Origin of the sequence: Flavobacterium sp. EDS (genome assembly GCF_020991525.1) — a bacterium.
Lineage (GTDB): Bacteria > Bacteroidota > Bacteroidia > Flavobacteriales > Flavobacteriaceae > Flavobacterium.
The window spans coordinates 17,656-43,317 of sequence record NZ_JAJMOZ010000021.1; the positions used below are offsets into that span (position 1 = coordinate 17,656).

General features: G+C 33.9%; 15 protein-coding genes. 13 read left to right on the top strand and 2 right to left on the bottom strand.

Going from position 1 to position 25,662, the window contains the following annotated elements; all coding sequences use genetic code 11:
* Positions 1-15: 15 nt before the first annotated feature.
* Positions 16-1,179, bottom strand: coding sequence for a DcaP family trimeric outer membrane transporter (locus tag LPB87_RS19325; protein ID WP_230728984.1), 1,164 nt, complete (start codon positions 1,177-1,179; stop codon positions 16-18).
* Positions 1,180-2,067: 888 nt separating this feature from the next.
* Between LPB87_RS19325 and LPB87_RS19330 the strand changes: the two genes are divergently transcribed.
* The 4 genes from LPB87_RS19330 (at position 2,068) to LPB87_RS19345 (ending at position 7,937) form a co-directional block, all read left to right on the top strand.
* Positions 2,068-2,724, top strand: a complete 657-nt coding sequence (locus LPB87_RS19330) for a succinate dehydrogenase cytochrome b subunit (protein WP_129538631.1) — start codon at positions 2,068-2,070, stop codon at positions 2,722-2,724.
* Between the two features lies 1 nt (position 2,725).
* Positions 2,726-4,642, top strand: a complete 1,917-nt coding sequence (locus tag LPB87_RS19335) for a fumarate reductase/succinate dehydrogenase flavoprotein subunit (RefSeq protein ID WP_230728985.1) — start codon at positions 2,726-2,728, stop codon at positions 4,640-4,642.
* 15 nt (positions 4,643-4,657) lie between these two features.
* A complete protein-coding gene (locus tag LPB87_RS19340) occupies positions 4,658-5,404 on the top strand; it encodes a succinate dehydrogenase/fumarate reductase iron-sulfur subunit (RefSeq protein WP_230728986.1) in 747 nt (248 codons plus the stop codon).
* Between the two features lie 172 nt (positions 5,405-5,576).
* Positions 5,577-7,937, top strand: a complete 2,361-nt coding sequence (locus tag LPB87_RS19345) for a mechanosensitive ion channel domain-containing protein (protein WP_230728987.1) — start codon at positions 5,577-5,579, stop codon at positions 7,935-7,937.
* Positions 7,938-8,022: 85 nt separating this feature from the next.
* Here LPB87_RS19345 and LPB87_RS19350 read toward each other — a convergent pair whose 3' ends face one another.
* Positions 8,023-8,889 (bottom strand): AraC family transcriptional regulator, encoded by an 867-nt coding sequence (locus LPB87_RS19350; protein ID WP_230728988.1) that lies wholly within the window; start codon positions 8,887-8,889, stop codon positions 8,023-8,025.
* 163 nt (positions 8,890-9,052) lie between these two features.
* Here LPB87_RS19350 and LPB87_RS19355 point away from each other — a divergent pair, with 163 nt between their 5' ends.
* The 9 genes from LPB87_RS19355 (at position 9,053) to LPB87_RS19395 (ending at position 25,649) form a co-directional block, all read left to right on the top strand.
* Positions 9,053-9,973, top strand: coding sequence for a dihydrodipicolinate synthase family protein (locus tag LPB87_RS19355; RefSeq protein WP_129538634.1), 921 nt, complete (start codon positions 9,053-9,055; stop codon positions 9,971-9,973).
* A 348-nt stretch (positions 9,974-10,321) separates the two neighbouring features.
* Positions 10,322-11,905: an aldehyde dehydrogenase (NADP(+)) gene (locus tag LPB87_RS19360; RefSeq protein ID WP_230728989.1), complete on the top strand. Its 1,584-nt coding sequence runs from the start codon at positions 10,322-10,324 to the stop codon at positions 11,903-11,905.
* 3 nt (positions 11,906-11,908) lie between these two features.
* Entirely contained in the window at positions 11,909-12,919 is a 1,011-nt protein-coding gene (locus LPB87_RS19365) for a 4-hydroxyproline epimerase (protein ID WP_129538636.1), read from the top strand.
* Positions 12,920-12,996: 77 nt separating this feature from the next.
* On the top strand, positions 12,997-14,232 hold the full coding sequence (locus tag LPB87_RS19370) for an FAD-dependent oxidoreductase (RefSeq protein ID WP_129538637.1): 1,236 nt from the start codon (positions 12,997-12,999) through the stop codon (positions 14,230-14,232).
* A gap of 4 nt (positions 14,233-14,236) precedes the next feature.
* The gene (locus LPB87_RS19375) at positions 14,237-15,532 is read left to right on the top strand and encodes an aminopeptidase P family protein (RefSeq protein ID WP_129538638.1); all 1,296 of its coding nucleotides are present in this window, start codon (positions 14,237-14,239) and stop codon (positions 15,530-15,532) included.
* Positions 15,533-16,099: 567 nt separating this feature from the next.
* Positions 16,100-19,294: a SusC/RagA family TonB-linked outer membrane protein gene (locus LPB87_RS19380; RefSeq protein WP_230728990.1), complete on the top strand. Its 3,195-nt coding sequence runs from the start codon at positions 16,100-16,102 to the stop codon at positions 19,292-19,294.
* Positions 19,295-19,305: 11 nt separating this feature from the next.
* Positions 19,306-20,763, top strand: a complete 1,458-nt coding sequence (locus tag LPB87_RS19385; protein WP_230728991.1) for a SusD/RagB family nutrient-binding outer membrane lipoprotein — start codon at positions 19,306-19,308, stop codon at positions 20,761-20,763.
* A 438-nt stretch (positions 20,764-21,201) separates the two neighbouring features.
* Positions 21,202-25,164 (top strand): M43 family zinc metalloprotease, encoded by a 3,963-nt coding sequence (locus LPB87_RS19390; protein ID WP_230728992.1) that lies wholly within the window; start codon positions 21,202-21,204, stop codon positions 25,162-25,164.
* Between the two features lie 107 nt (positions 25,165-25,271).
* Complete coding sequence (locus tag LPB87_RS19395) at positions 25,272-25,649, top strand: hypothetical protein (RefSeq protein ID WP_230728993.1); 378 nt, start codon at positions 25,272-25,274, stop codon at positions 25,647-25,649.
* Positions 25,650-25,662: the final 13 nt, after the last annotated feature.

Below are 25,662 nucleotides of genomic sequence, written 5' to 3' on the forward strand. Positions count from 1 at the left end.
GAGTTAATCATGTTATTAGAAATTAAATAGCATTCCAAAATTAATGCGGACAGCGTTAGCACCTTGTTTGCTGCCATCACTGTATTGCAATTCTTTATAGCCTATTTGGGGTTCAATACCCAATGTTAAAAAATCAAAGAAATCATAAGACACATTAAGCGTAAACTGATAATTAGTCATTTTATCCCATCCTGCCAGAGTACCACCTCCATCATAAAAATGATTGTATGAAGTCATAAGCATTGTATTAAACTTTTTATCCCAGTAACGTTGATAGGAAATAAACCCTGCATGTACAGGCATTAAATCCAGCTTTCCAGAAAAATCTGATCTGGCAAAACCATCAAGACCAGAGCCTCCTACAGCCAAAAAATAATCACTAATTCCTTTACCTATTGTCCATTGTGCTTGCAGATTATTTACTAATCCTGATTTCTTTCTGAAAAAAATACTCATAATACCTGTAATACCACCCGCATCTTGAGAATCAAAATCAAATTCGGTCGCTCCAGCTGCAATGTTCTGAGAATCATAAGCAATACTACGATAAAGACCTGCTAATTTCATAAATCCTCCGTTATCAAAAGCATATCTTATTCCCGCTACTACATCAGGAAGTCTGGATGGCGCATAATCAACACCATTAGTTGGACTTAATGTATAATCATATAAACGGCGCGGTTCCATAGTCTCAGCAGATAATTCAAAAGCAGTATGTCCATTTTCTTTAAAGTGCCCTGTATATCGTATCTGGATTCTACGTGAGAGTACCATACCTGTTGGCCCATCCCAGTCTAATAAAGGTGCCGGCCATAATGATGAATCTCCAAAATTTGACCAGGTTTGCCCCACTGTCCAATTTTCATATTGAATATAAGCATGACGCAGCCTAAATTGAGATGTATTATTTGCTCCTTCAAAATCAGCTTCCAGCATTGATTTTAATTCTTTACCATTATTTAATTGTATTGTACTTACAAAACGCAACTGTGATTGTCTCATATCCATACTAAAAGCAGGTATATCCAAACCAGAAACATCATTATTATGAATAAGAAAAGAACTATTTCCGTTAAGATTTCCTTTAATATCATAAATACCATTTAGTTTAAGCCTACCTATAAGCCTTGCTTTAAATTTAGGTTTTCCGTTTAAAGTGTCTTTTGATTCTACTGCCATTAACTGTGCGCTTAATAAGTTGCTGAACAACATAAAAGAACAAAAAAGAACTACTAGAAAAAGTTTGTTTTGTTTCATAATTTATAAGAATTTGTGGGATAATGATATTCCTTTTAAATAGGTAGTTTTTGGAATGGCTTATACAATTATACCTCTACAGGTATAGTAATTATACTGTAAAATAATTATAAAGATTTATCTAGATTAAATTTGCTAGATTGGTGGTATTGTAAATATCTCAATGCTTTTAAAATCATCCTCAAATATTTAATCTATTCTTGTATTCCTGCTATCAAAATTGGTAGCATAACTTAATAAAGTTAATAAATAAGAAGATACCTTTCTTATACAATTCCTGATATTGGATTTTGTACAAAGCCAGTGATATAGACAAATATAAAAAATTTACTGCAAAATCTTACAAAAATAAATTTGTTTTATCCTAAATAATTACTTACTATTTAATGAAACCGTTATTTTATTTTTAATAATTCATTATTAGTGAATAAGTTCGGCTTAAAATTAAAGAATAAATAATACTCCTATTTTAGGTGCTTTTTTTTGAAATATTATTAATTTGTTTGTGAATAATAATCAAAATAGCATTCAGGGCTTCTAAATATTAAGTATAAAATAATATCCAAAATAGTTCTTATAGACTTATTTCTTTCACATAACCTTAATGTCATTTATTTTGAACAAAATTCATTTAAAGCAACAAAACCATAATTGCATTTATTAAAATAATTATTCCATAAGATTATAGCCAAATTATTTAAACCCATTCCAATTTATATTTTTAATCGAAAGATTCTTCTTAAAATTCAATGATAAATAGTAAATTTAGGTTCTCCTAAATAATAAGTTATTAAATAATCTTGCAAATAAATGAAATCTACAACTTTAAAAAACAAGATCATTATCGCTGGCACTGGTCTCTTTCTATGCTTTTTCCTTGTAATCCATTTACTAGGTAATCTACAGCTTTTTTTACCCGAAGATCAAGCAAGAGAACAATTTAATTGGTACTCTAAGCTATTATCTGGTAATATGTTCATCAAAATCATTTCATGGATTCTGTATTTGTCTTTACTATCTCATGCTCTCTATGCAATAATAATTACAATAAAAAACAATACTGCTAGCAAGCAAAACTATCATTATGACAAAAGAAATTTTGCCAGTGCTTGGAATAGCCGAAACATGGGAATACTAGGAACGATTCTGCTTTTATTTCTTATAATTCATTTTAAGGACTTTTGGTATGTTTATAAATTTACAAATCTGCCTGTAGATGCTGCTGGAAATAAAGATCTATATGAAATTGTCGTGCAATCCTATTCACAATTATGGTATGTTATAATTTATGAGATATCTTTTGTAGCATTAGGTTTTCATTTGTTGCATGGTTTCTTTAGCGCATCTAGAACGCTAGGTCTTTATCATCCAAAATACGTAAAGGCAATAAAAATATTCGGATGGGGATATACCCTAATCATTACGGGAGGCTTCATGGCAATTCCTCTTTATATTTATTTAAAATAGTATGAAAATGATAGATTCAAAAATACCTGATGGACCTCTTGCTGATAAATGGAATACTTATAAAGCAAAAGCAAAGCTTGTTAACCCAGCCAATAGAAAAAAACTTACTGTTATAGTGGTAGGAACAGGACTTGCAGGATCTTCTTGTGCAGCATCGCTTGCTGAGCAAGGCTACAATATTCAATCATTTTGTTTCCAAGACTCTCCCAGAAGAGCCCATTCGGTAGCAGCACAAGGAGGAGTGAATGCGGTTAAGAATTATAAAAATGATGGTGATAGCGTTTTTAGAATGTTCTATGATACTATTAAAGGTGGTGATTTTAGATCTCGTGAAGCCAATGTATATCGATTAGCCGAATGTTCTGCGAGTTTAATAGACCAATCTGTAGCTCAAGGTGTGCCTTTTGCCAGAGAATATGGAGGCTATCTTAATAATAGATCCTTTGGAGGAGTGCAGGTTTCAAGAACTTTTTATGCCCGCGGGCAAACAGGTCAGCAACTTTTACTGGGAGCTTACCAATCACTTCTTCGCCAAGTAAACACAGGAAAAGTTACAATGCATACCCGTCATGAAATGCTAGAACTAGTATTAGTTGATGGTAAAGCCAAAGGTATTATAGCCCGAAATCTTGAAACTGGAGCAATAGAACGCCATGCTGCCGATGCAGTAGTACTTGCAACAGGGGGTTATGGTAAAGTTTACTATCTTTCTACCCTTGCCATGGGATGCAATAGTTCGGCACTGTGGAGAGCCCACAAAAAAGGAGCTTATATGGCTGGAGTAAGTTGGATTCAGTTCCACCCTACTTGCCTTCCACAACATGGAGCAAATCAATCAAAGCTTACTCTTATGTCCGAATCATTACGTAATGATGGACGTATTTGGGTACCTAAAAAAGTTGGTGACGACAGACTTCCTAATTCTATTCCCGAAGAAGAACGAGATTATTATCTAGAACGCAGATATCCTGCCTTTGGAAACCTTGCTCCCAGAGATATATCATCTCGCGCCGCCAAAGAACGCATTGATTCTGGACATGGCGCTGGGCCAATGAAAAATGCAGTATATCTAGATTTCTCTGATGCTATAGCCGCTCAAGGCAAAAAAACAATCGAAGCCAAATACAGCAATCTCTTTGCTATGTATGAAAAAATAAACGGAATCGACGCTTATAAAGAACCTATGCTTATCTCCCCTGCAGCCCATTTTACAATGGGTGGACTTTGGGTAGATTATGAACTAATGACAACAATTCCTGGATTATTTGCACTTGGAGAAGCCAACTTTGCTGATCATGGTGCCAACAGACTTGGAGCCAATTCGCTACTTCAGGCTTGTGTCGATGGTTATTTTATAGCTCCCTATACTATTCCTAATTATTTATCAGGAGAGTTAAATGCAACCAAAGTTACTACTGAGCATCCCGCTTTTGCAGAAGCAGAAAATTCGGTTAGAGAACAATTAAATCGTTTTTTGCAAAGCAAAGGAACTCTTTCAACTGATTACTTCCATAAAACCATAGGCAGATTACTTTATGAAAAATGTGGTTTGTCTAGAAGCAAGCAAAATCTTGAAGAGGCTATTGTTGCCATTAAATCATTAAAAGCATCTTTTGAAAAAGATTTACTAATAACGGGAGATGATACTTTAAACAGTGAATTAGAAAAAGCAGGACGTGTTGCAGACTATATAGAATTAGCTGAACTAATGTGTTATGATGCTTTACAAAGAGAAGAATCTTGCGGTGCGCACTTTAGAGAAGAATATCAGAGTAATGAAGGGGAAGCAGTACGAAATGATACTGACTATTGTTATGTTTCGGCTTGGGAATGGAAAGGTATTGCTAATCCTCCTGAACTGCACAAAGAACCTTTGGTATTTGAGAATGTTGAACTTGCGGTACGTAGTTACAAATAATTAAAATCCGAAAACATGAAACTATATCTTAAAATATGGCGTCAATTAAATGCCACTTCCAAAGGTGAAATGGTAGATTATGAAATAGATGGCGTTACTGAGCATATGTCTTTCTTAGAAATGCTCGATCTTTTAAATGAATCACTTATTCAGCTTAAAGAACGTGTTATTGAATTTGATCATGATTGTAGAGAAGGTATTTGTGGGCAGTGCGGTGTTATGATCAACGGGAGAGCGCATGGCCCTTTAAAACATACTACCACTTGTCAACTTCATATGAGAAGCTTTAAAGATGGTGATACTATATATATTGAACCTTTTCGAGCAACTGCTTTTCCTGTAGTTCGGGATTTAAAAATTAACAGAACATCTTTAGACTCTATCATCGTAGCTGGCGGTTATATCGGAGCTTCAACTGGTCAGGCTCCAGAGGCCAATAGCATTCCTATTTCGTACGAAACTGTCGAAGCTTCATTTGATGCAGCGGCCTGTATAGGATGTGGCGCCTGTGTAGCAACTTGCAAAAACTCTAGTGCCGCGTTATTTGTTGGTGCCAAAATAACACACTTAGCATTGCTTCCACAAGGAAAAATAGAAGCTTCAAAAAGGGTATTAACTATGGTTGATCAAATGGATACTGAAGGGTTTGGTGCTTGTTCTAACACCGAAGCCTGTGAAGTAGAATGCCCACAAGGTATATCGGTATTGTCTATCGCGAAAATGAATTACGAATACAATAAAGCGTTAATAATGAAGAAATAAACTCTTATCTTATTTACTCACATTACCCAATACAACCCTATAAGTTTTTAAACATTACAATTTAATCACTTATATGGTTGTTGTTTTTTTAGGTAAACAAAACTTAAAGTTTACATCTTATAAGCATTATAACCGTCTATTTTTCTAAATTTGGCAGTTAATACATGAGTCTATGATGCTTCCCAAAAACAAGATTATTTATCTGTTATCGATACTAACAATACTCTTATTCTCCCCCCTAACGTACTCTCAAACTACTACTCTTTCTGCTAAAACTGAAGCAAGTAGTAAATTATTTGGAGGAACAAGTAATACCGATAGCGAATATCTTATGGCTATCGAAAAGGCTGGAGAAGTTATACAATCTGCCTACAATGATGCTGATTTTGAGACAAGCACATTTCATTTGTTTGCTGAAATTGACAGAACCCAACAAAAATTAGATCTTATATTAACTAATTTAAAAGGCGCAAACCCAAATGTTCGTAATCAGCAAATGTATCGTATTGTTCTACAAGAAATTCGTCAGGAGCTAGAGGAACAAAATGCTGCTATTAATTTACGCAACAAGAACCTTGATAAAATCAAAGACAGATTTATCGACTTACGAAAAGACAAAACCTTAATTACTCTTCTAAAAGATACTATTCTTCGAAAACAGTTCAAGAATGAATTTCTTAATCTGAAAAAAAGCTATTTGAGCACAGATAGTCTTATGAACCATAATCTCGAGGTTCTAAACACTAAAAACAGATTAACTGTACAAAGAAAAATCGCTGTATCCAGTGCTCTATTAACAGTCGAAAAGAAACTCGAAAAATCAGGAATAAGTATTTTAGGCAGAGAATATCCTTTTTTATGGAAAACAAGCGATACCATTGCTAAAAAAGACATTTCTAAAAACATCAAAGGAAAAGTTGCTATAGAAAATAGCGTAGTTTCTTATTACTTAAACTACAGCATCAGTGGGTTAATTACTTTGGCTTTTTTTATGGGATTATTGGCTTGGTATATATCACATAATCTTAAATACCTAAAGAGCAATAATCATTTTGAAAATCTTTCTCTCTTTGATTTTAAATATCTAAATAGTGGTATCCTCCTTCCTGTGATTGTAATTGGACTCAACATTGCTATAGTAAGTAATTTGTATGCTCCTGCTTTATTTATAGAATTATTACAGTTGATTCTTCTTATAGCTCTTACTATTCTTTTTAAAAATCATTGGTCTAAGGAATCCATGCGAAACTTATTTCTCTTAGTAGGATTATTTTCAGCCCTTTGTTTTCTGGATTTATTTATCGGAATTAGCTTGTTTCAGCGTTGTGCATTTATCCTAATTAATGTCTTAGGAATACGCTATGGCTTAGTACAACTAAAGAGTATAAAAGACCAATTATACATAAAGGCTTTCTTTAAGTGGGCTAGTATAATATTCATTAGTTTAAATGTTTTAGCTATAATTTTTAATCTTTTCGGAAGAGTTTCTCTTTCAAACATGCTTAGCCTTACTGCCTTTATTGCAATTACACAAATTATTGCTCTTAGTGTACTCTTAAAAATAATTTTAGAAATTATTCTTTTACAAATATATACCACAAGAATCAAGCGCGGTATCGAAACTATCTTTGATCACGAGAGCTTATCAGATAATTTGAAAAGACCATTTATAATAGTAATTAGTTATATGTGGTTGGTTGTGATTGCATCTAATTTAAATATCTGGGAGTCGCTACGTACTTCATTTAAATCAATACTTACCCACCCTAATACTATCGGAAGCATCACATTTACTCTGGGGAATATTGTTTTATTCTTTATTATAATTTGGATGGCACATCTTCTGCAAAAATATGTTGCCTACTTTTTTGGAGAGGTTGATGAAGAGAATGAAGAAAACGTAAATAAGCGTCAGCATTCTAAATTATTAATTACACGTCTTGTTGTGCTAATTGGTGGTTATTTATTAGCTGTAGCAGCATCGGGAATGCCGTTAGACAAACTTAGTATTTTACTCGGTGCGTTGGGTGTTGGTGTTGGACTTGGTTTACAAAACATTGTAAGCAATTTTGTATCTGGTATTATTTTGATCTTTGATAAACCAATACAAATTGGTGATGTTATCGAGATAAGCTCTCAATCTGGCCGAGTAAAAGCTATGGGACTTCGTACTACCAAAATTAATGCTCCAAATGGTGCTGAAATAATTATTCCAAATGGTAATTTATTATCTCAAAATATAACCAACTGGACCTATACCGATAATTTTAAACTTGTAGAGATTGCCTTCGAAGTAGTAGGTGATATTATTCCGGAAAACATCAATTTAATTGTACTAGAAGCGCTAAAGAGTCAACCTTTGATAAACGATACCAGAACTCCACAAATTTATTATACGGCCATATCCGATGGGAATTATAAGTTATTAGTAAAGTTTTGGTGCAGTATTTACCGTACTGAAGAAACGATAAGTAGTGCGCGTCAAGCCTTGTTTAGTAATTTTAAAAATAAAGGACTAACCTTTTCAACCTAAACAGACTCGAAAATAATTATTAAAAAAGCTGAATCCATCTGGATTTAGCTTTTTTTATATAGTACTGTTACTTCATAAATAATGGCTATGCTTTTTGTTTCCATTTTAGCATTTGGGATTTACGGTAAACCAATGGAGAAACTCCTTTGATCTCTTTAAATTTTCTATTAAAATTAGAAATATTATTAAATCCACATAATTCTGAAACTTCTAAAACCGAAAGTTCATGCGAACGAGACAATAACTTGCTCGCCCGCTCAATCCGTATTTCAATTAAAAACTGAAAAAAAGTCTTGTTGGTCCGGACTTTAAAATATTTGCAAAAAGCATTTTTAGTCATATTCGATAGAGCAGCGATTTCTTCAAGAGTGATATTCTTTTGAAAATTTGTCATTACATATTCAAAAACGGTTTGCATTCGTTTTCCTTCATTATCTGTAATTTTTTTATCATATATATAACTAGAAAGTGGAATCTTCTTATCTTTAGAAAGCTTCTTTGTTATCTCTAAAAATAGAATAAACCGGTCGAATTCATTTACTTTTTTAATTTTCTTAAAACACTTAACTGTTTTATTAGAAGGACTATTAACCACAAATCCATTCTTGCTATTTTCCCAAAAAGGCTGAATATCTTTTAAAGCAGGCAACATAAAGAAATCTTTCCCAAAGGAGTTCGCTGTAAAAAACAAGGTTAGCATAACCGATAACTCATTTGTATTGGTTTCGCTTCTAAACACATGTGGTAGATTGCTTCCTATAACGACAATATCTCCCTTTTGATAAGGAGAAATAGTATCGCCTACAAAAATGGTTCCTTCACCATTTTCGATGTAGCTGATTTGAATTTCTTCATGTTGATGCAATTTATCATAAAAAACAAACTCTACATCCTCTTGATAAATTAATGAATCTTCTTTAGTTTTTGGAATTTTAAATGGAAATACTTTCATAACAGATAAATTATATGCCATAAATATAAAAAAACATATACATATTAAGTAATAATTTTAAAATTTAGCATTAAACAGGATAATATAGTATCTTTTTATGATAACTTACCTAATTACATATTTACTGGTTATAAATATTTTTGAAAAAATTAAAATCGTAATTATGAGTATTCAATGGAAAGGCGTTATGCCAGCAGTTACAACAAAGTTTACTGCCGATGACAAATTAGACTTCAACATGTTTGAAGTAAATGTAAAAGCGCAGCTCGAAGCTGGTGTTTCTGGAATTATCCTGGGAGGAACACTTGGAGAAGCAAGCACATTATTAGAAGATGAAAAAAAAGAATTGATCAAAGAGACTATTAATATAGTTAACGGACAAGTTCCAGTGATCATGAATATAGCTGAACAAACTACCCGGGCTGCAATTCTAGCTGCTAATAAAGCCGAAGAGAATGGCGCTAAAGGATTAATGCTATTACCTCCTATGCGTTACAATGCTGCTAGTCATGAAACAGTTACTTATTTCTCTGAAGTGGCAAAAAGCACCTCACTTCCTATAATGATTTACAACAATCCTATCGATTATAAAATTGACGTTTCACTGGATATGTTCGAAGAAATTTTGAAATTCGATAATATTCAAGCAGTAAAAGAATCTACAAGAGATATCTCAAACGTAACCCGAATTATAAATCGTTTTAAAGGGCGTTTAAAAGTATTATCTGGTGTTGATACGCTAGCATTAGAAAGTATTTTTATGGGGTCTGACGGATGGGTTTCGGGCCTAGTAGATGCATTCCCTGCAGAAACAGTAGCCATTTTTAAACTAGCAAAAGCAGGAAGAGCCGAAGAAGCATTGGCAATTTACAGATGGTTCTTACCATTATTAGAATTAGATATCAATCCGCTTTTGGTACAAAATATAAAATTAGCTGAAGTAGCTACAGGTCTAGGAACAGAATACGTTCGCGCTCCGAGATTACCACTTCATGGGGCTGAAAGAGAAAGAGTTTTAGCAATCATTGCTGAAGGCTTACGTACAAGACCTACGCTTCCTGATTATAAATCGATAGTACTATAAAAATATACCCCGTTGGTTAATAAGCCTATTTTTTATTAAAAAATTTGAAATTATTTATTGCAAACTTCTAAAGGCACTTTAAAAAAAATTGTCCGGACTAAAAGATTAAAAAACTGAATCGTTTTAATCTGTAAAATCTGCGACAAAACAAAACACACAACTCTAGGTGTTGAGTAAAACTTTGCAATTCAAAACCAACGGGATTAAAATACTTTTTTAAAAAGTTTAGTTTGATTTGTTTTTAGTTTGGTTTGTTTTTGAGCTGGTTATTTTGTGATGATGGCCAGCTCATAAAACATACTACTTTTTAGCAAGTCTGGATTCAATTATAATCTTAAACATATAAAAATGATTACAGGAAAAAATTATATAGGAAGTCAGCTTAAAGCAGCAGGAACCAAAATATACAAAACAATAAATCCTCAGTTGAATATAGAAAATCCTTGGTCGTTCATAGAAGCTACTTCTGAGGAAATAAACGAAGCTGTTGCACTGGCAAATGATGCGTTTAAAATTTATAAAAATTTTCCAGCACAAAAAAAAGCTGACTTTTTAAATGCTATTGCCGAAGAAATTCTTGCGCTTGGCGATGAATTATTAGAAGTATATTGCTCCGAATCAGGATATCCAAAAGGTAGAGCTGAAGGCGAACGAGGTCGCACCATTTTTCAATTGCGGTCTTTTGCAAACATGCTTACTGAAGGAAGCTGGCTCGAAGCAACAATAGATACTGCTATTCCTGATAGGATACCTTTGCCAAAAGACGATTTACGTAAAATGCTAGTTCCATTAGGGCCAGTTGTAGTTTTTGGATCGAGTAATTTCCCATTTGCTTTTTCTACTGCAGGTGGTGATACCGCCTCGGCTTTGGCGGCAGGTTGTCCTGTTATTGTAAAAAGCCATTCGATGCATATCGGAACAGGTGAAATGGTTGCTTCTGCAATCACAAAAGCTGCAAAAAAACACCATATGCCAGAAGGTATTTTTTCTAACTTGATTGGTAGCGGAGTAACACTCGGAACAAGCTTGGTGAAACATCCTCTTGTAAAAGCTGTAGGTTTTACAGGAAGTATTAATGGTGGTAGAGCTTTATTTGATTTGGCTTCACAGCGTCCAGAACCTATCCCTGTATTTGCCGAAATGGGAAGTATTAATCCTGTGGTTATATTACCTGATGCATTAGAAAAAAATAGTAAAAAATGGGCAACTACCTATGCAGGTTCAATAACATTAGGAACAGGTCAGTTTTGTACCAATCCAGGTCTGCTTTTGGGTATAAAGGGAAACAATTTAAATCAATTTATAGCTCAATTAGCAGAGGAAATTGAAAAAATAGCTCCTTCATGTATGTTACATCCATCTATTAAAGCCGATTTTAATAATGGCAAAGAAAAGATACAATCGCAAAACGGAGTAAGTACTGTTGCTGAATATAAAGGAGAAATCGCTCCAAATTATGCTCCACAAACCATACTCGCTGTAGATGGTAAAACCTTTTTAGAAAACCCTACTTTAAGTCATGAAGTTTTTGGTCCATTTTCTATTATTGTTCAATGTGAAAATAATGAGGAATTGCTAACAATAATTAATAAATTAGACGGACAGTTAACAGGAACTATAATTGCCGAACCAATGGAACTTTCTACTTATAATACTGTTGTAGATGCTTTACAGAACAGAGTTGGAAGATTAATTTTTAACGGAGTACCAACAGGAGTCGAAGTTTGTGCTTCGATGATTCATGGTGGTCCCTACCCTGCTTCTTCTGATTCAAGATTTACAGCTGTTGGAATCCATGCTGTTAAACGTTGGGTACGACCATTTAGCTATCAAAATTGGCCAGACGAATTGTTACCTGATGCATTACAAAATAAAAATCCATTAAATATTACCAGAACCGTAAATGATATTATAACCAACAAACCTATTTAGTATATGCCAAGAAAAACTTTTTTTTGTGTCGATGCACATACCTGCGGTAACCCAGTGAGAGTGGTTGCTGGAGGCGGTCCGAATTTAGTTGGAAACAACATGAGTGAGAAGCGCCAACATTTCTTAAAAGAGTACGATTGGATTCGTAAAGGGCTAATGTTTGAACCACGAGGTCATGATATGATGAGTGGAAGCATACTTTATCCGCCTAGTGATCCAAATAATGATTTTGGAATCTTATTTATAGAAACATCAGGCTGTTTACCAATGTGTGGTCATGGAACTATCGGAACGATAACTATAGCTGTTGAAGAAGGATTGGTAACGCCAAAAATTCCTGGTAAGATAAAGATGGAAGCTCCTGCTGGTTTGGTTCAGATTGAATACCAACAAACAGGTAAAAAAGTGGACTGGGTACGATTAACGAATGTTAAGTCCTATTTAGCTGCAGAAGGACTTACTGTAGATTGTCCTGAACTGGGTGAAATAGTTTTTGATGTTGCTTATGGTGGAAATTATTACGCAATTGTAGATCCGCAAACCAATTTTTCGGGAATACAGGATTTCACAGCAGGAAAAATTGTTCAATACAGTCAGGAAGTTCGTAAGCGAATTAACGAAAAGTATCCTGATTTCTTCATTCATCCCGAAAATGATACTATACGCGATGTAAGTCATATGTTATGGACAGGTGATCCTATAGACCCTACATCATCAGGAAGAAATGCCGTTTTTTATGGAGATAAAGCTATTGATCGTTCTCCTTGCGGAACAGGAACATCAGCAAGACTTGCTCAGCTTCATGCAAAGGGCAAACTAAAAAAAGGGGATGATTATATACACGAAAGTTTTATAGGCAGCAAATTTATAGGAAGAGTCGAAGAAGAAACAACTATTGGAGACATTAAAGCCATTGTTCCAAGTATACAGGGATGGGCAAAAGTATATGGATATAACAATATAATCATTGATGAAGATGAAGACCCATATGCATTTGGTTTTCAGGTAATTTAATAAAAATATAATCCAAAATAAATCATTGATTGATAGAACCTAGTTCTTCCCAATGATTATTTAAATCTATAATTATAATGAAAAAAGTAAGTATTATTGGTGGAGGAATAATCGGACTATGTTCAGCGTATTATTTAGCAAAAGAAGGGTATCAGGTAGTTGTCTTCGATAAATCGGATATGACAGATGGTTGCTCTTATGGAAACGCAGGAATGATAGTTCCTTCGCATATTATTCCGTTGGCGCAACCAGGAATGATTACTCAAGGGATAAAATGGATGTTTGATAGTCAAAGTCCGTTTTATGTAAAACCAAGATTAAGTATGGATTTGGCAAAGTGGGGATTACAATTTTATAAACACGCCAATAAACAACATGTAGAGAAAGCAATGCCAGCGCTTTGTAATTTATCCCTTTTTAGTAAAGAGCTATATCAAGATTTTATTAAAGAAAACAATTCTTTTTTTTATGAAAAAAAAGGACTCTTAATGCTTTATAAAACAGAGAAAACAGCTGAAGAGATTATTCATGAAGGAAAATTAGCTCAATGTTTTGGTTTAGAAGTAGATTACCTTTCTAAAGATGAAGTAACTAAACTAGAAACAGGCACTAATACGGATGTTCTGGGTGGCGTACATTATAAAAGTGATGCGCATATCTATCCTCAGAAATTTATGCAATTTATAAAAGAAGAATTGAATAAATTGAATGTAACAATTCATAACAGAACTCTGGTTGAAGATTTTGTAATAAAAAACAATACCGTTACCGAAATACTTACCGACATGGGGCCTTTTATGACTGATGAGGTTGTTTTAGCAACTGGATCATGGAGTCCAAATATTGCTAAAAAATTAAATAGATCTATTTCTATTCTACCAGGAAAAGGATATAGCTTTACTTTAAGAGATGCTAGCAAAAAGCCTTCTATTCCGGCAATTCTGTGTGAAGGAAAAGTCGCTGTTACTCCTATGAGTAATGATATTCGTTTTGGAGGTACCATGGAAATTACACATACAAACGATATCAAAATTAACCAAAACAGAGTTCAGGGAATCGTTAACAGTATCAATGATTTTTATCCAGACTTAAAGATTGAAATGCCGAAAGAAAAAGAAACATGGTACGGATTTAGACCCTGTACTCCATCTGGAATGCCAATTATTGCTAGAGATAAAAGAATAAAAAACTTAACTTTGGCAACTGGACATGCCATGATGGGATTAAGCTTGGCACCAGCAACTGGTAAAATTGTTTCAGAAATTATTTCTGGAAAAAACACCTCTGTTAATACACAAATGTTTCAATTATAAAATTATGAGATACGAATCGATTCCTTCTTCTTTATTTATCGAAAACAGAAAACGTTTTTCGACAAAAATGAATGCAAATAGCTTAGCTATTTTAGTTTCCAATGATGTAATGCCTAATAATGCCGATGATGTAATGGGATTTGCACAAAACAATGATTTATTCTACTTAACAGGAATCGATCAGGACGAAACTATTTTGGTTCTATATCCAGATGCGTATAAAGAAGAAAATCGAGCCATTTTATTTGTAAAAGAAGTAAGTGAACATACTAAACTTTGGGACGGCGATTTTTTGAGTAAAGAAGAAGTGTCATCAATTTCGGGTATAAAAAATGTGAAATGGGTTCATGAGTTCGAAAAAACATTGCAACTTTTTGCTTTTGAAGCTGACACAATTTATTTAGGTCATAACGAGCACATTAAAAGAATAACATCAGAAATGACCACTCGACAAGATCGCATGATACAATGGTGCAAAGAAAAATATCCATTACACAAATATGATCGAGTTGCAAAGATAACACGTGAATTAAGACCTATAAAATCTGAAGAAGAAGTAGCGCTTATAAATAAAGCAATTGCAATTAGCATTAAAGGTTTTAAAGGGCTCCTTACTGCTATAAAACCAAACATAAAAGAGTATGAACTCGAAGCTGAGCTTACTTATGAATTAATTAAAAATGGAGCTACACGTCATGCTTTTAAACCAATTATAGCAACTGGTAAAAATGCCTGTGCATTACATTATAATTCTAATGATGCTGTTTGTAAAGACAATGAAATGGTCTTAGTTGATTTTGGTGTTTGTTATGCCAATTATAATTCGGATACAACCAGATGTGTTCCAGTAAACGGTGTCTTTTCTCCGCGTCAGCGAGAAGTATATTCATCTGTTTTACATTGCTTAAAAGAAGGCTCTAAGTTATTAAAGCCAGGAGTTAAGCATAGTGATTATGAGAAACAAATGGCTGGTTTAATAGAAGTAGAATTAATCAAACTTGGACTTATAACCAATGAAGATATTGCAAATCAAAATCCAGATTCTCCTGCTTACAAAAAGTATTTCATGCACGGAACGGCTCATCATTTAGGATTAGACGTTCACGATTTGGGACTATATTCTCGTGATTTAGAAAAAGGAATGGTGCTAACTTGTGAACCTGGAATTTATATTTCAGAAGAAGGAATAGGTTGTCGATTAGAGAATGACTACTTACTTACTGAAAATGGAAATATCAATCTATCTGAAGCATTACCAATAGAGATTGAAGATATAGAAAAACTTATCCTAAAAAAATAGCTTATACCCTCCTTTTAAGTCTATTTAATTTTAACAGCTACTGAGTAATCTTGTAGCTGTTTTTTTTTATTGTTAGTCAAATTGCCATTCAATTCCGCTCAGAATGACACTGAGTACTGAGACTTTTTTTACAAGCAGATTAAGGGGATTGAGGCAAAATTAGCAGGTTTTCTCTCTTAACTTTATTATTCTGAAAACTACGACTCGTATCAAAATCTATATCTGAGTTTCTTCATTCCTCAGAAAGACAAGATTGACGAACTGCATTGAAGCTATTTCGCAAAGATTCACAAAGAGAACACGCTAAGTTTCTTCATTCCTCAGAAAGACAAGATTTTGGCTAAAAGAATTCCAATGAAAAACATTTCTTACTACTCTACAGGTTTTCATATTGATCCCTAAAAACTGAATATTGAGACTGATACCACAAACTAAATACTGCAAACTAAGACTAAAAAACGGAATACTCAAAACAAGATAATATAATCTGAGTTTATGATAATATATTGGCATAAAAAAAGCTATAAATGCAAAATATTTGCACTTACTAATAATAAAACCAGTATAATGAAATTTAAATTTAATTTTAGGAAAATTGCAATACTCTTTTTTGTATTTGCAACACAACTAATTCTTGCACAAGAAAGATTAGTTACAGGAATTGTGACCGATGACACAGGAATGCCTTTACCAGGCGTGAGTGTATTAGTTAAAGGAACTAAAACAGGAACACAGACTGACTTTGATGGAGCATACGCTATCAATGCGTCTCCAGCTCAAGTTCTTTCGTTTAGCTACATTGGAATGAAAACTCAAGAAATGCCTGCAACTACCAACAAGGTAAACATTAAAATGTCTGGTGGTTCAACATCACTTGACGAAGTTGTAGTTACTGCATTAAATGTGAAAAGAGAAAAGAAATCTCTTGGTTACGCTACTCAGGAAGTAAAAGGAGAAGATTTAACTAAGGTAAATAGCGGTAACGTAGCGAACTCACTCTCGGGAAAAGTTGCTGGTATTGATATTAAACGAAATAACAACATAGGTGGTTCAACGAATGTTGTCATCCGTGGATCATCATCGTTAACAGGAAATAATCAGGCTTTATGGGTTGTAGATGGAGTTCCATTAAACAATGACAACACCAATACTAAAGATCAAAAAACAGCAGGAAACACTGGCGGATATGATTATGGAAACGCTGCATCGGATATAAATCCAGATGATATCGAATCTATAAACGTTTTAAAAGGGGCCGCTGCATCTGCTCTTTATGGCTCTAGAGCTGCTAATGGGGTTATTCTTGTAACTTTAAAGAAAGGCAACAAAACCAAAGCCGGATTAGGTGTTACTTTTAGCAGTGGTGTAAACATAGGGGTTGCTGATAAAAAAACATTACCAGAGTACCAAATGGAATACGGTGGTGGTTATGGCGGTTTTGGTGGTACTGTAAATCTAGGTGGTGGCGTACATCCTTATGCGGCAACAGATGATGCTTCTTGGGGACCAAAATATGATCCAAGCAAATTAGTTTACAAATGGAACTCTTTTTATCCAGAATTGCCTACCTATGGTGTTCCAACTCCATGGGCTCCTGTTAAAAAAACGCCTAATGATTTTTATCAACACAGCCTTACTTACACTAATAATATAGCTGTAGCTGGCTCTAATGAAAATGGAGATTTTAGATTTGGATATACAAACTACAATCAAGCACAAGGAATATTACCAAATAGTAGTAACAAAAAAGATAACTTTAATTTTTCTGCAAGTTACAACCTTAGTCCAAAAACTAAAATATCTGCTTCAGCAAATTACCTAAAAGCATATGCTAAAGGGATGAACGAAACTGGATATGGTGATGGTGGAAATAACTACCTAAGTAGTGTGAGACAATGGTATAATACAAGTATTGATTTTCAGGATTTAGAAGATGCCTACAATATAACAGGCAGAAACACGAGCTGGAGCATTGGAGGACCAAAAGATTTAGATGTACAATTTCATGATAATCCATACTTTCAACGATATAAAAACTACAACTCTTTAAACAGAGATCGTTTCTTTGGTAATTTTGCAATAAGCACAGACGTAGCAAAATGGTTAAACGTTGTAGGTAAAGGATCTGTAGATTATTATACTCAATTACAAGAAGAACGTATAGCTGTAGGATCTAAAAGAGTATCAAATAAAAAAGGGCAATACTCAAGATATGACAAAACATTCCGTGAAGTCAATTTAGATTTAATCTTAAATTTTAAAACTGACATAACAGAAAATATCAAATTTTATGGGCTATTAGGAGGTAATTCAAGACGATCAGTTAAAGGTAATACCTTTTCAGCAACTAATGGAGGTTTAATCGTTCCTGAAAAGTATATGTTAAGTAATACTATATCCCCTATTAACTTCCCTCAGGAATTTTTAGAAACTATAGGTACACAAAGTGTATATGCAAATGCAACTTTCAATTTTAAAGAAACCTATTTCTTGGAAGGTTCTTATAGAGTTGACCAATCATCAACATTACCTAAGAAAAACAACACATACACATACCCTTCTATTACAGGGACTTATATTTTTAGCAATCATATCGATGCTAGTTGGTTGTCATTTGGTAAACTACGTTTAAATTATGCTGAAACTGGAAATGATGCTGAATTTGCAGTAACCCAATCAACCTATGACAAGTTTAGTAATTTTGGACCTGATGGTATACGTTTTTCCGATGAGAACAATAAGAGTAACGCCGACTTAAAGAGTGAACTTACTAAAGGTTATGAAGCTGGTATCGAACTTAAATTCTTAAAAAACAGAGTAGGATTAGATTTTTCTTATTACAAAACAAATACAACTAATCAAATTTTATCAATCGAAACTCCTTCACAGACTGGATACAGCAGATCATGGATAAACGCTGGAGATGTAGAGAATAAAGGATATGAACTTTCTTTAAATGTTATTCCGTTTAAAACTAAAGATTTTTCTTGGGAAGCTAGAATTAACTGGGCAACCAATAAAAATAAAGTAATTGACCTTGGTGGTGCTGAAAGATTTTCTATCGGATCGACTCAGGGAATTGGATATATCGCAGAAGTTGGTAAACCAATCGGACAGCTTATCGGAAGAGGATACAAATATCTAGACGGACAAAAAGTTGTAAAAGCCAACGGACGATATGAAGTTGTAAATGGAGCAACAATTGGTGACGTAAATCCAGAATGGACTGGAGGCATCAACAACATTCTTAACTACAAGAATTTCACTTTTAACTTCCTTATAGATATCAAAAAAGGTGGCGATGTGTATTCACTAGATCAGCAATATGGTCATACAACAGGTATTTATCAAAGCACCGTAGGAAATAATCATTTGGGTAACCCAGTAAGAAATTCTATTGCTAATGGCGGAGGAATTATTCTTGATGGTGTAAAAGCCAATGGAACTCCTAATACTACAGTTGTTTTAGCTGATTATGATACTTACAACTCTATGCCACAAGAAAGATACGTTTATGATGCCTCTTATGTAAAATTACGTGAGGTGGGCTTAAGTTATAGACTGCCTTCTAAATACTTAAAAAACACATTTATGAATAGTGTCATTTTTGCTGTAAACGGTAGCAACTTATGGATTATTAGTAAAAACCTTCCGTATGCAGATCCAGAAGCTGGAACATCATCTGGTAACTTACAAGGTTTTCAGTCAGGAGTATTGCCTACAACAAAAGAGTATAACTTTAATTTAAAAGTTCAATTCTAAAAACAAATAAAATGAAAAATTTAAAAACAATATTCTTTGCAGGAGCACTATTGCTTACAATAGCTTCTTGTGATGATCTCGATAGATTAAACGAAAACACTAAAGCGTATACAACTACTATACCTAGTGCTTTAATGACTAGCTCTCAAGTAAATTATTCTTATTTCTTGACAAATGCATCTGTAAATGATAATAATTTTAGAGGATATGCTCAGTACTGGTCTACATCAATGTATACAGATGAGGTAAACTACAACCAGGCAAAAAGAAATTTAGGAAATTCTCATTCTGTAATATTATATCGAGACGTTTTAAAAGATTTACAAGTTGCTAAAAACATGATAACTAATGAGCAAGCTCTAGGTTCTGTAGAAATTGCTGTTAAGAAAAATAAATTAGCTGTACTAGATATTCAAATAATAATGGCTTACCAAACCTTAGTTGATATTTTTGGTAACATAGCTTACTCAGAAGCGTTGGATATTGTGAATCATCCAACTCCAAAATATGATGATGCCAAAACAGTTTATCTTGATTTAGCAAGCAGATTGGATGTTGCTATTGAAAACTTAGATAGTAGCAACAAAAGTTTTGATTCAGCAGATCTTATATACCATGGTAATGTTGCCAAGTGGAAAAAACTAGCCAACAGTGTTAAGCTAAAAATGGGATTACATCTTGCTGACGTTGATGCTGCAAAAGCAAAAACTATGGTAGAATCTGCATATAACTCAGGATTAATAAATGATAATTCAGAAAATGCTTTGTTTCAATACTTCAGTACTACTGTAGATCAAAATCCATTATATACAAGTTTGGCTGAGGAGAAACAAATCATACTTGCAGAATTTTTTGTAAACGAGTTAAATGCCAAATCTGATCCAAGAAGAGATATCTTTTTTGATCCAGATACAAAAATTGGCGGCGTATATAAAGGTGCTCCTTATGCAAAACAAGTTACTTACGGTGACTTCTCACTCCCTGGGGTTAGAATAAAACAAAATACAAATCCTGGTGTGATTTTCGATTATACTGAAACTTGTTTCTTACTTGCCGATGCTGCAAACAGAGGGTTTAGCGTAGGTGGTACGGCGGCCGATTACTATGAAAAAGGAATCCGTTCTAGTATGGATTATTGGAACGTTTCAAGTACTGATACAGATACTTATCTAGCTAGAACTGATGTGGCTTTTGCTACTGCTTTTGGAACTGATAAACAAAAAATTGCTTATCAACTTTGGATCGCTTACTACAACCGTGGTTTTGAAGCTTGGACTGAGTACAGAAGACTAGACTTTCCTATTTTAGTAGCTCCACCAACAGCAGTTTCTGAGGCTGAAGGAAAAGTACCAGTAAGAAATATCTATTCTCTTTTTGACTCTACATTAAACAGAGATAACTACAATGCTGCTGCCACTGCAATTGGTGGTGATAAAATGACAACAAAATTATTCTGGGATAAATTCTAATTTTGAATTAGTAACATATTAAACTTTCCTTGAATTTAAACAGGCACTGAGTAGTGCCTGTTTTTTTTATGCCTAATTTACTAGTTTATCATTAAACAACTGAATGTAAAACATTACAGCACGTAGAAAAATAGATTTCACAAACTCTAAAAGAGATGTTTTATTTATTTATAATCCAGCTATTCTAATGAAATATTCTTTTGTACACATAAAATCTATGTAGATACCCTCTCTTAAGATTACACTCAATGCTAATTATTAATTAAAAACAATAATCGCAGTATGAGAAATATTCAATGTTTTATAAGAATAAAAATACATAATTAAATTTTAAGCATAATTTATAGATAATTTCATATCATAAACGAATAAAATAGTACAACTAGATAATTTAATATAAAAATATCTTTGGTTTCATACTAACAAATTCCTAAGATTATGAAAACAAAATTATTTTTATTTATGGCGTTCATTTTCGTTTTAAAAATAAGTGCGCAAGGATTACCTTGTCGGACTAGCGAAGAAAATGAAAAAATCTACAAACTGAATCCACATGCATTAAAAGAAAAACAAGACTTTGATGCATTTAGCAAAAAATTCAGTACAGAAAGAAAATCCAAGACATCTAAAAAAACAGAAACATCCTATGTTATACCAGTAGTGTTTCATATTTATGGTGATGTGCAAAGTGGAAAAACCGTTACTTACCAAAAAATCGTAAATCATCTGAAAGAACTTAATGATGATTTTAATGGTCGTAATGCTGATTATGCTACCGTTGATCCTTTTTTTCAAGCAAGAAGAGGAACGTTAAAAATTGAATTTAAACTTGCCAAAATCGATCCAAATGGTGGTTGTAGCTCAGGGGTTGTATTTCACCCAGCTAAAAATGGTTACGGTAATGGCGGTGGATACGATGACCAAATTGCTGCTGATGCATGGGATAATAAAAAATATATGAATGTTTACATTCAAAACGATTTATATGCTAATGGAGCACTTAACAATTCAGGGGTTGCATGGTACCCAAGCACAGGTATGACTGCCAGCAATACAGCTAGAGTTGTTTTTAACGGAGCATATTTATTTGACAACTCATACAGCAAAGAGTTTTCTGCTACATTAACACATGAATTTGGCCATTTCCTAAACTTAATACACACTTTCGAAGGTGGATGTACAGGTTCAGATGAGGTAGATGATACGCCACTTGAAGACGGAGAACATAATTTATCTTGCACACAAGGTACAAACTGTAATGGCGACAGAGTAAATAATGAAAACTATATGGGATACAATGGAGCCCAAGGTTGCTATAAAATGTACACTCAGGGACAAATCGACAGAATGCTTGCCGCATTAGAACATCCAGCTAGAAAAACACTTTGGCAAGAAAGTAATTTAATCGCTACAGGAGTAAACAATACAGGAGGATTATTAGCATCAAGCACAAACTTCTTTAAAGAAACTACTGTTAATGATGGTTCGTTTGATGCAGCACCTGTGATTACCCTTACTGGAACTGAAACATTTGCAATGGCATCTGGAACAATGGTATCTGCAACACATTTTACTCATAACTTTCCTGCTGGAATTACTCCAGTAATTACAGTTAATTCTAATTCTCAATTAACAGTTACTTTAACAGGAAAAGCGACAAGTCATTTAAAATCTAATAGTGCAAAAGCAACAATTACATTTTTGCCAGCAGCTTTTTCTAGCGGAGCCTCAACCATGACTTGTACTGCAATGTATTTTGATATTAAATTTGTGGACCCATACGGGGTTTTCTTCGTAGATATGCCAGACGCTACTGCAAATGCATCACTCACATGGAAAGCATTTGATATAGAAAAAGGTGATGATCCGTCTTTTGGAGCCTGGAGATATGCAACCAATGCATTAAAGATCGAAACTTATGCAAAAAAACTGGTGTGTGAAACAGGAACAAGAAATATCTCATTACTTCCTGCAAATACACCAGTAGGACCAACAAGTAATTTTAAAGCTCCAGGAGCATACCCTGATCAATTAGATTTACGTACTTCAACATACAAAACTTGGGATGGTAAAACTGGATATGTAGGTTTTGACTATCTACTTGAGGGTGCTACTTGTTATGGATGGTTTAAAGTTACTGTAGATGCCGATGGAAACGGATATACAATATCCGAATATGCTTATAATACACAGCCAGGCTCTCCTATTACTACAGGAGTAACTGCAAAAGTTGGAGTAACATTATCCCCTAGTACACTATATGAATCTGATGCTAATGATGGTAGCATTCCAACAAATGCTGTAATTACGTTGTCTACCAATAACGGAACTTTTACAAAAAGTACAGGTACATTAACAGCAGGTACTGATTATACAATTACAGGAGTTCCTGCTGGACTAACCGCAACTTTAACATTAGAGAATAACTCCAAAGCTGTTCTCGCATTTACAGGAAAGGCAACTTCTCACTTACCTAATAATAATTCATCGGTAATAGTAACTTTTAAAGACGCAGCTATAACTGGTGGAATTGCAACACTTGATAATGCATCAAAAACAATAAAAGTAGAATTTGAGGCTCCTTATGGAATCTATTATGTAGATAACCCTGATTATAGCGCTTCATCCGCAGAAACCTGGAAATGGTTTGATTTAACTATCGGAGATAATACAGTATTTGGAGCATGGCAATATGCTGTCAATGCATTAAAAATTGAAACCTATGGCAAAAGATTGGTTTGCGAACCTGGAACAAGAAACATCACCAAAGTTGCTGCAGGAGCTACAATAGGCGCTTCAAGTAATTTTACAGCTCCAGGAGCATATCCTAATCAATTGGATCTACGTACAGCTGCATACAATGTATGGGATAACCAAACTGGTTATGTAGGTTTTGAATACACCAACAGAGGAAGAACTTGTTATGGATGGATGAAAGTAAAAGTAGATGCAACCGGAAATGGATATACCATTACTAATTTTGCTTATAATACAAAACCAAATGAATCTATAACAACTCCAATTATTAATGCTCCAAGTAATCTTACTGCAACAGCAAATGTAACAGCGCTGACGGTTGCATTAACATGGGTAGATAACTCAGATAATGAAACAGGTTTTACATTAGAGAGAGCCGAAGGAACTGGCGCATACAGCACTATTAAAACTTTTGCTCCAAATATGACTTCTTATACAGATACAGGTTTAACAAAAGGAAGTGCATATTCTTATAGAATTAAAGCAAACATGAATGCCACTAATTCAGATTATTCGAATATTGCAACAGTAACTATCGAAGATGTGAATCCAAATCCAACTTTAGCAAAACCAGTAATCAATGAAGGTGATACAGGAATCTATGCAACGGGATTCTATGTAACATGGGGATTAATTAATGGAGCTACAAGCTATGACATTCAGGTATATAATGAAACAACAGGATGGACTGACCAAGGAACATCAACTGTACATTATTTATACATTAACAAACAAGGTAGCCAAACAAGTTATAGAGTAAGAATGAGAGCAGTAAACGTAACTGGAACGAGTGACTGGAGTAATCCACGCGATTTTACACTTCCTGGAGCATTAACAGCACCATCAAATCTTGTTGCAACAGCTAATGCAACGACTCTTGAAGTTGATTTAACATGGGATGATAACTCAGATATAGAAACTGGGTTCTCTATAGAAAGAGCTTTAGGAAACGGGGCATATAGCGTAATTGCAACCCTTGGTTCTGACGAAACTTCTTATACAGATACAGGTCTTACTGCAGGAAATAGCTACTCATATAAAATAAGAACAAACGAGAATACGACATATTCTTCATTTTCGAATATTGCAACAGTAACTTTTGATGATGTAAACCCATCTCTTGAAATACCAGTATTTTACGACCCAACAAATGGAACTTATGCATATGGATTCTACGCTACATGGGCTTTAATCAATAGCGCTACTAGCTATGAAATTCAATTATATAACGTAGCAACAGGATGGGCTGATTTTGCAACATCTACTACTTACAATCAATATATTGAAAAACAAGGTGCAGAAAGAAACTATAGAATAAGAATAAGAGCTGTATACGCGAATGGAACAAGTGATTGGAGTACTCCTATGGATGTTACCCTTCCTCCTACACTTGGAGTTAGTGAAGTTGAAAATGAAAAATCATTTACAATCTCTCCTAATCCTGCTTCAGATGTAGTTAATTTCACATTTAAAAATATAGAATCAACAAATCTGATAATTACAATTTATAACAATAACGGAGCATTGATTGATACCGTTCGTAATACAACTAGTTATCATGTGAACCATTTACCAACAGGCATTTATTATGTAGTAATTACAGATGGTACGCTTAAAGAAACTAAAAAATTAGTAATTAAATAAACGATACTTAATTTTTTTTAGAATAATGCTCATAAAACTAAACCGCCGAAAGATATCTTTCGGCGGTTTTTCTTTTTATAACTTTGTGTGATTAATTTGAGAATCATATGAGAAAACAATATAATTTACGCCCAAGTAAAGATGGTTTAAGAGCTTGGGATATACATCGATTAATAGAGTTATCTAAAAACTTCCTAGTTAAAAACATTTTGTTGAGCGAAATTAAAGAAGTAAATGAAACATATTGGTTTCAAGACCCAAGTCAACTACCCACTGGTGCGGCAATTTTGGAACATATAAAACTCATGGAAGAAGCTAGTTTAGAATATCCTATTATTTTATGTGCCGACGGACGATTAATGGATGGTATGCATCGGGTTATGAAAGCACTACAACAAGGACATACTGATATTAAAGCAGTACAATTTGAAATTACTCCAGAACCTGATTTTATAGGTATTCCGGCAGATGAATTGCCATATTAGGCTTCTTATTATA

Excerpts from the sequence above, each read along its gene's own strand:
- LPB87_RS19380 (WP_230728990.1), top strand. The coding sequence starts at position 16,100 with ATGAAATTTAAATTTAATTTTAGGAAAATTGCAATACTCTTTTTTGTA.
- LPB87_RS19340 (WP_230728986.1), top strand. The coding sequence starts at position 4,658 with ATGAAACTATATCTTAAAATATGGCGTCAATTAAATGCCACTTCCAAA.
- LPB87_RS19345 (WP_230728987.1), top strand. The coding sequence starts at position 5,577 with ATGATGCTTCCCAAAAACAAGATTATTTATCTGTTATCGATACTAACA.
- LPB87_RS19375 (WP_129538638.1), top strand. The coding sequence starts at position 14,237 with ATGAGATACGAATCGATTCCTTCTTCTTTATTTATCGAAAACAGAAAA.
- LPB87_RS19385 (WP_230728991.1), top strand. The coding sequence starts at position 19,306 with ATGAAAAATTTAAAAACAATATTCTTTGCAGGAGCACTATTGCTTACA.
- LPB87_RS19370 (WP_129538637.1), top strand. The coding sequence starts at position 12,997 with ATGAAAAAAGTAAGTATTATTGGTGGAGGAATAATCGGACTATGTTCA.
- LPB87_RS19395 (WP_230728993.1), top strand. The coding sequence starts at position 25,272 with ATGAGAAAACAATATAATTTACGCCCAAGTAAAGATGGTTTAAGAGCT.
- LPB87_RS19330 (WP_129538631.1), top strand. The coding sequence starts at position 2,068 with ATGAAATCTACAACTTTAAAAAACAAGATCATTATCGCTGGCACTGGT.
- LPB87_RS19360 (WP_230728989.1), top strand. The coding sequence starts at position 10,322 with ATGATTACAGGAAAAAATTATATAGGAAGTCAGCTTAAAGCAGCAGGA.
- LPB87_RS19325 (WP_230728984.1), bottom strand. The coding sequence starts at position 1,179 with ATGGCAGTAGAATCAAAAGACACTTTAAACGGAAAACCTAAATTTAAA.
- LPB87_RS19390 (WP_230728992.1), top strand. The coding sequence starts at position 21,202 with ATGAAAACAAAATTATTTTTATTTATGGCGTTCATTTTCGTTTTAAAA.
- LPB87_RS19355 (WP_129538634.1), top strand. The coding sequence starts at position 9,053 with ATGAGTATTCAATGGAAAGGCGTTATGCCAGCAGTTACAACAAAGTTT.
- LPB87_RS19365 (WP_129538636.1), top strand. The coding sequence starts at position 11,909 with ATGCCAAGAAAAACTTTTTTTTGTGTCGATGCACATACCTGCGGTAAC.
- LPB87_RS19335 (WP_230728985.1), top strand. The coding sequence starts at position 2,726 with ATGAAAATGATAGATTCAAAAATACCTGATGGACCTCTTGCTGATAAA.
- LPB87_RS19350 (WP_230728988.1), bottom strand. The coding sequence starts at position 8,889 with ATGAAAGTATTTCCATTTAAAATTCCAAAAACTAAAGAAGATTCATTA.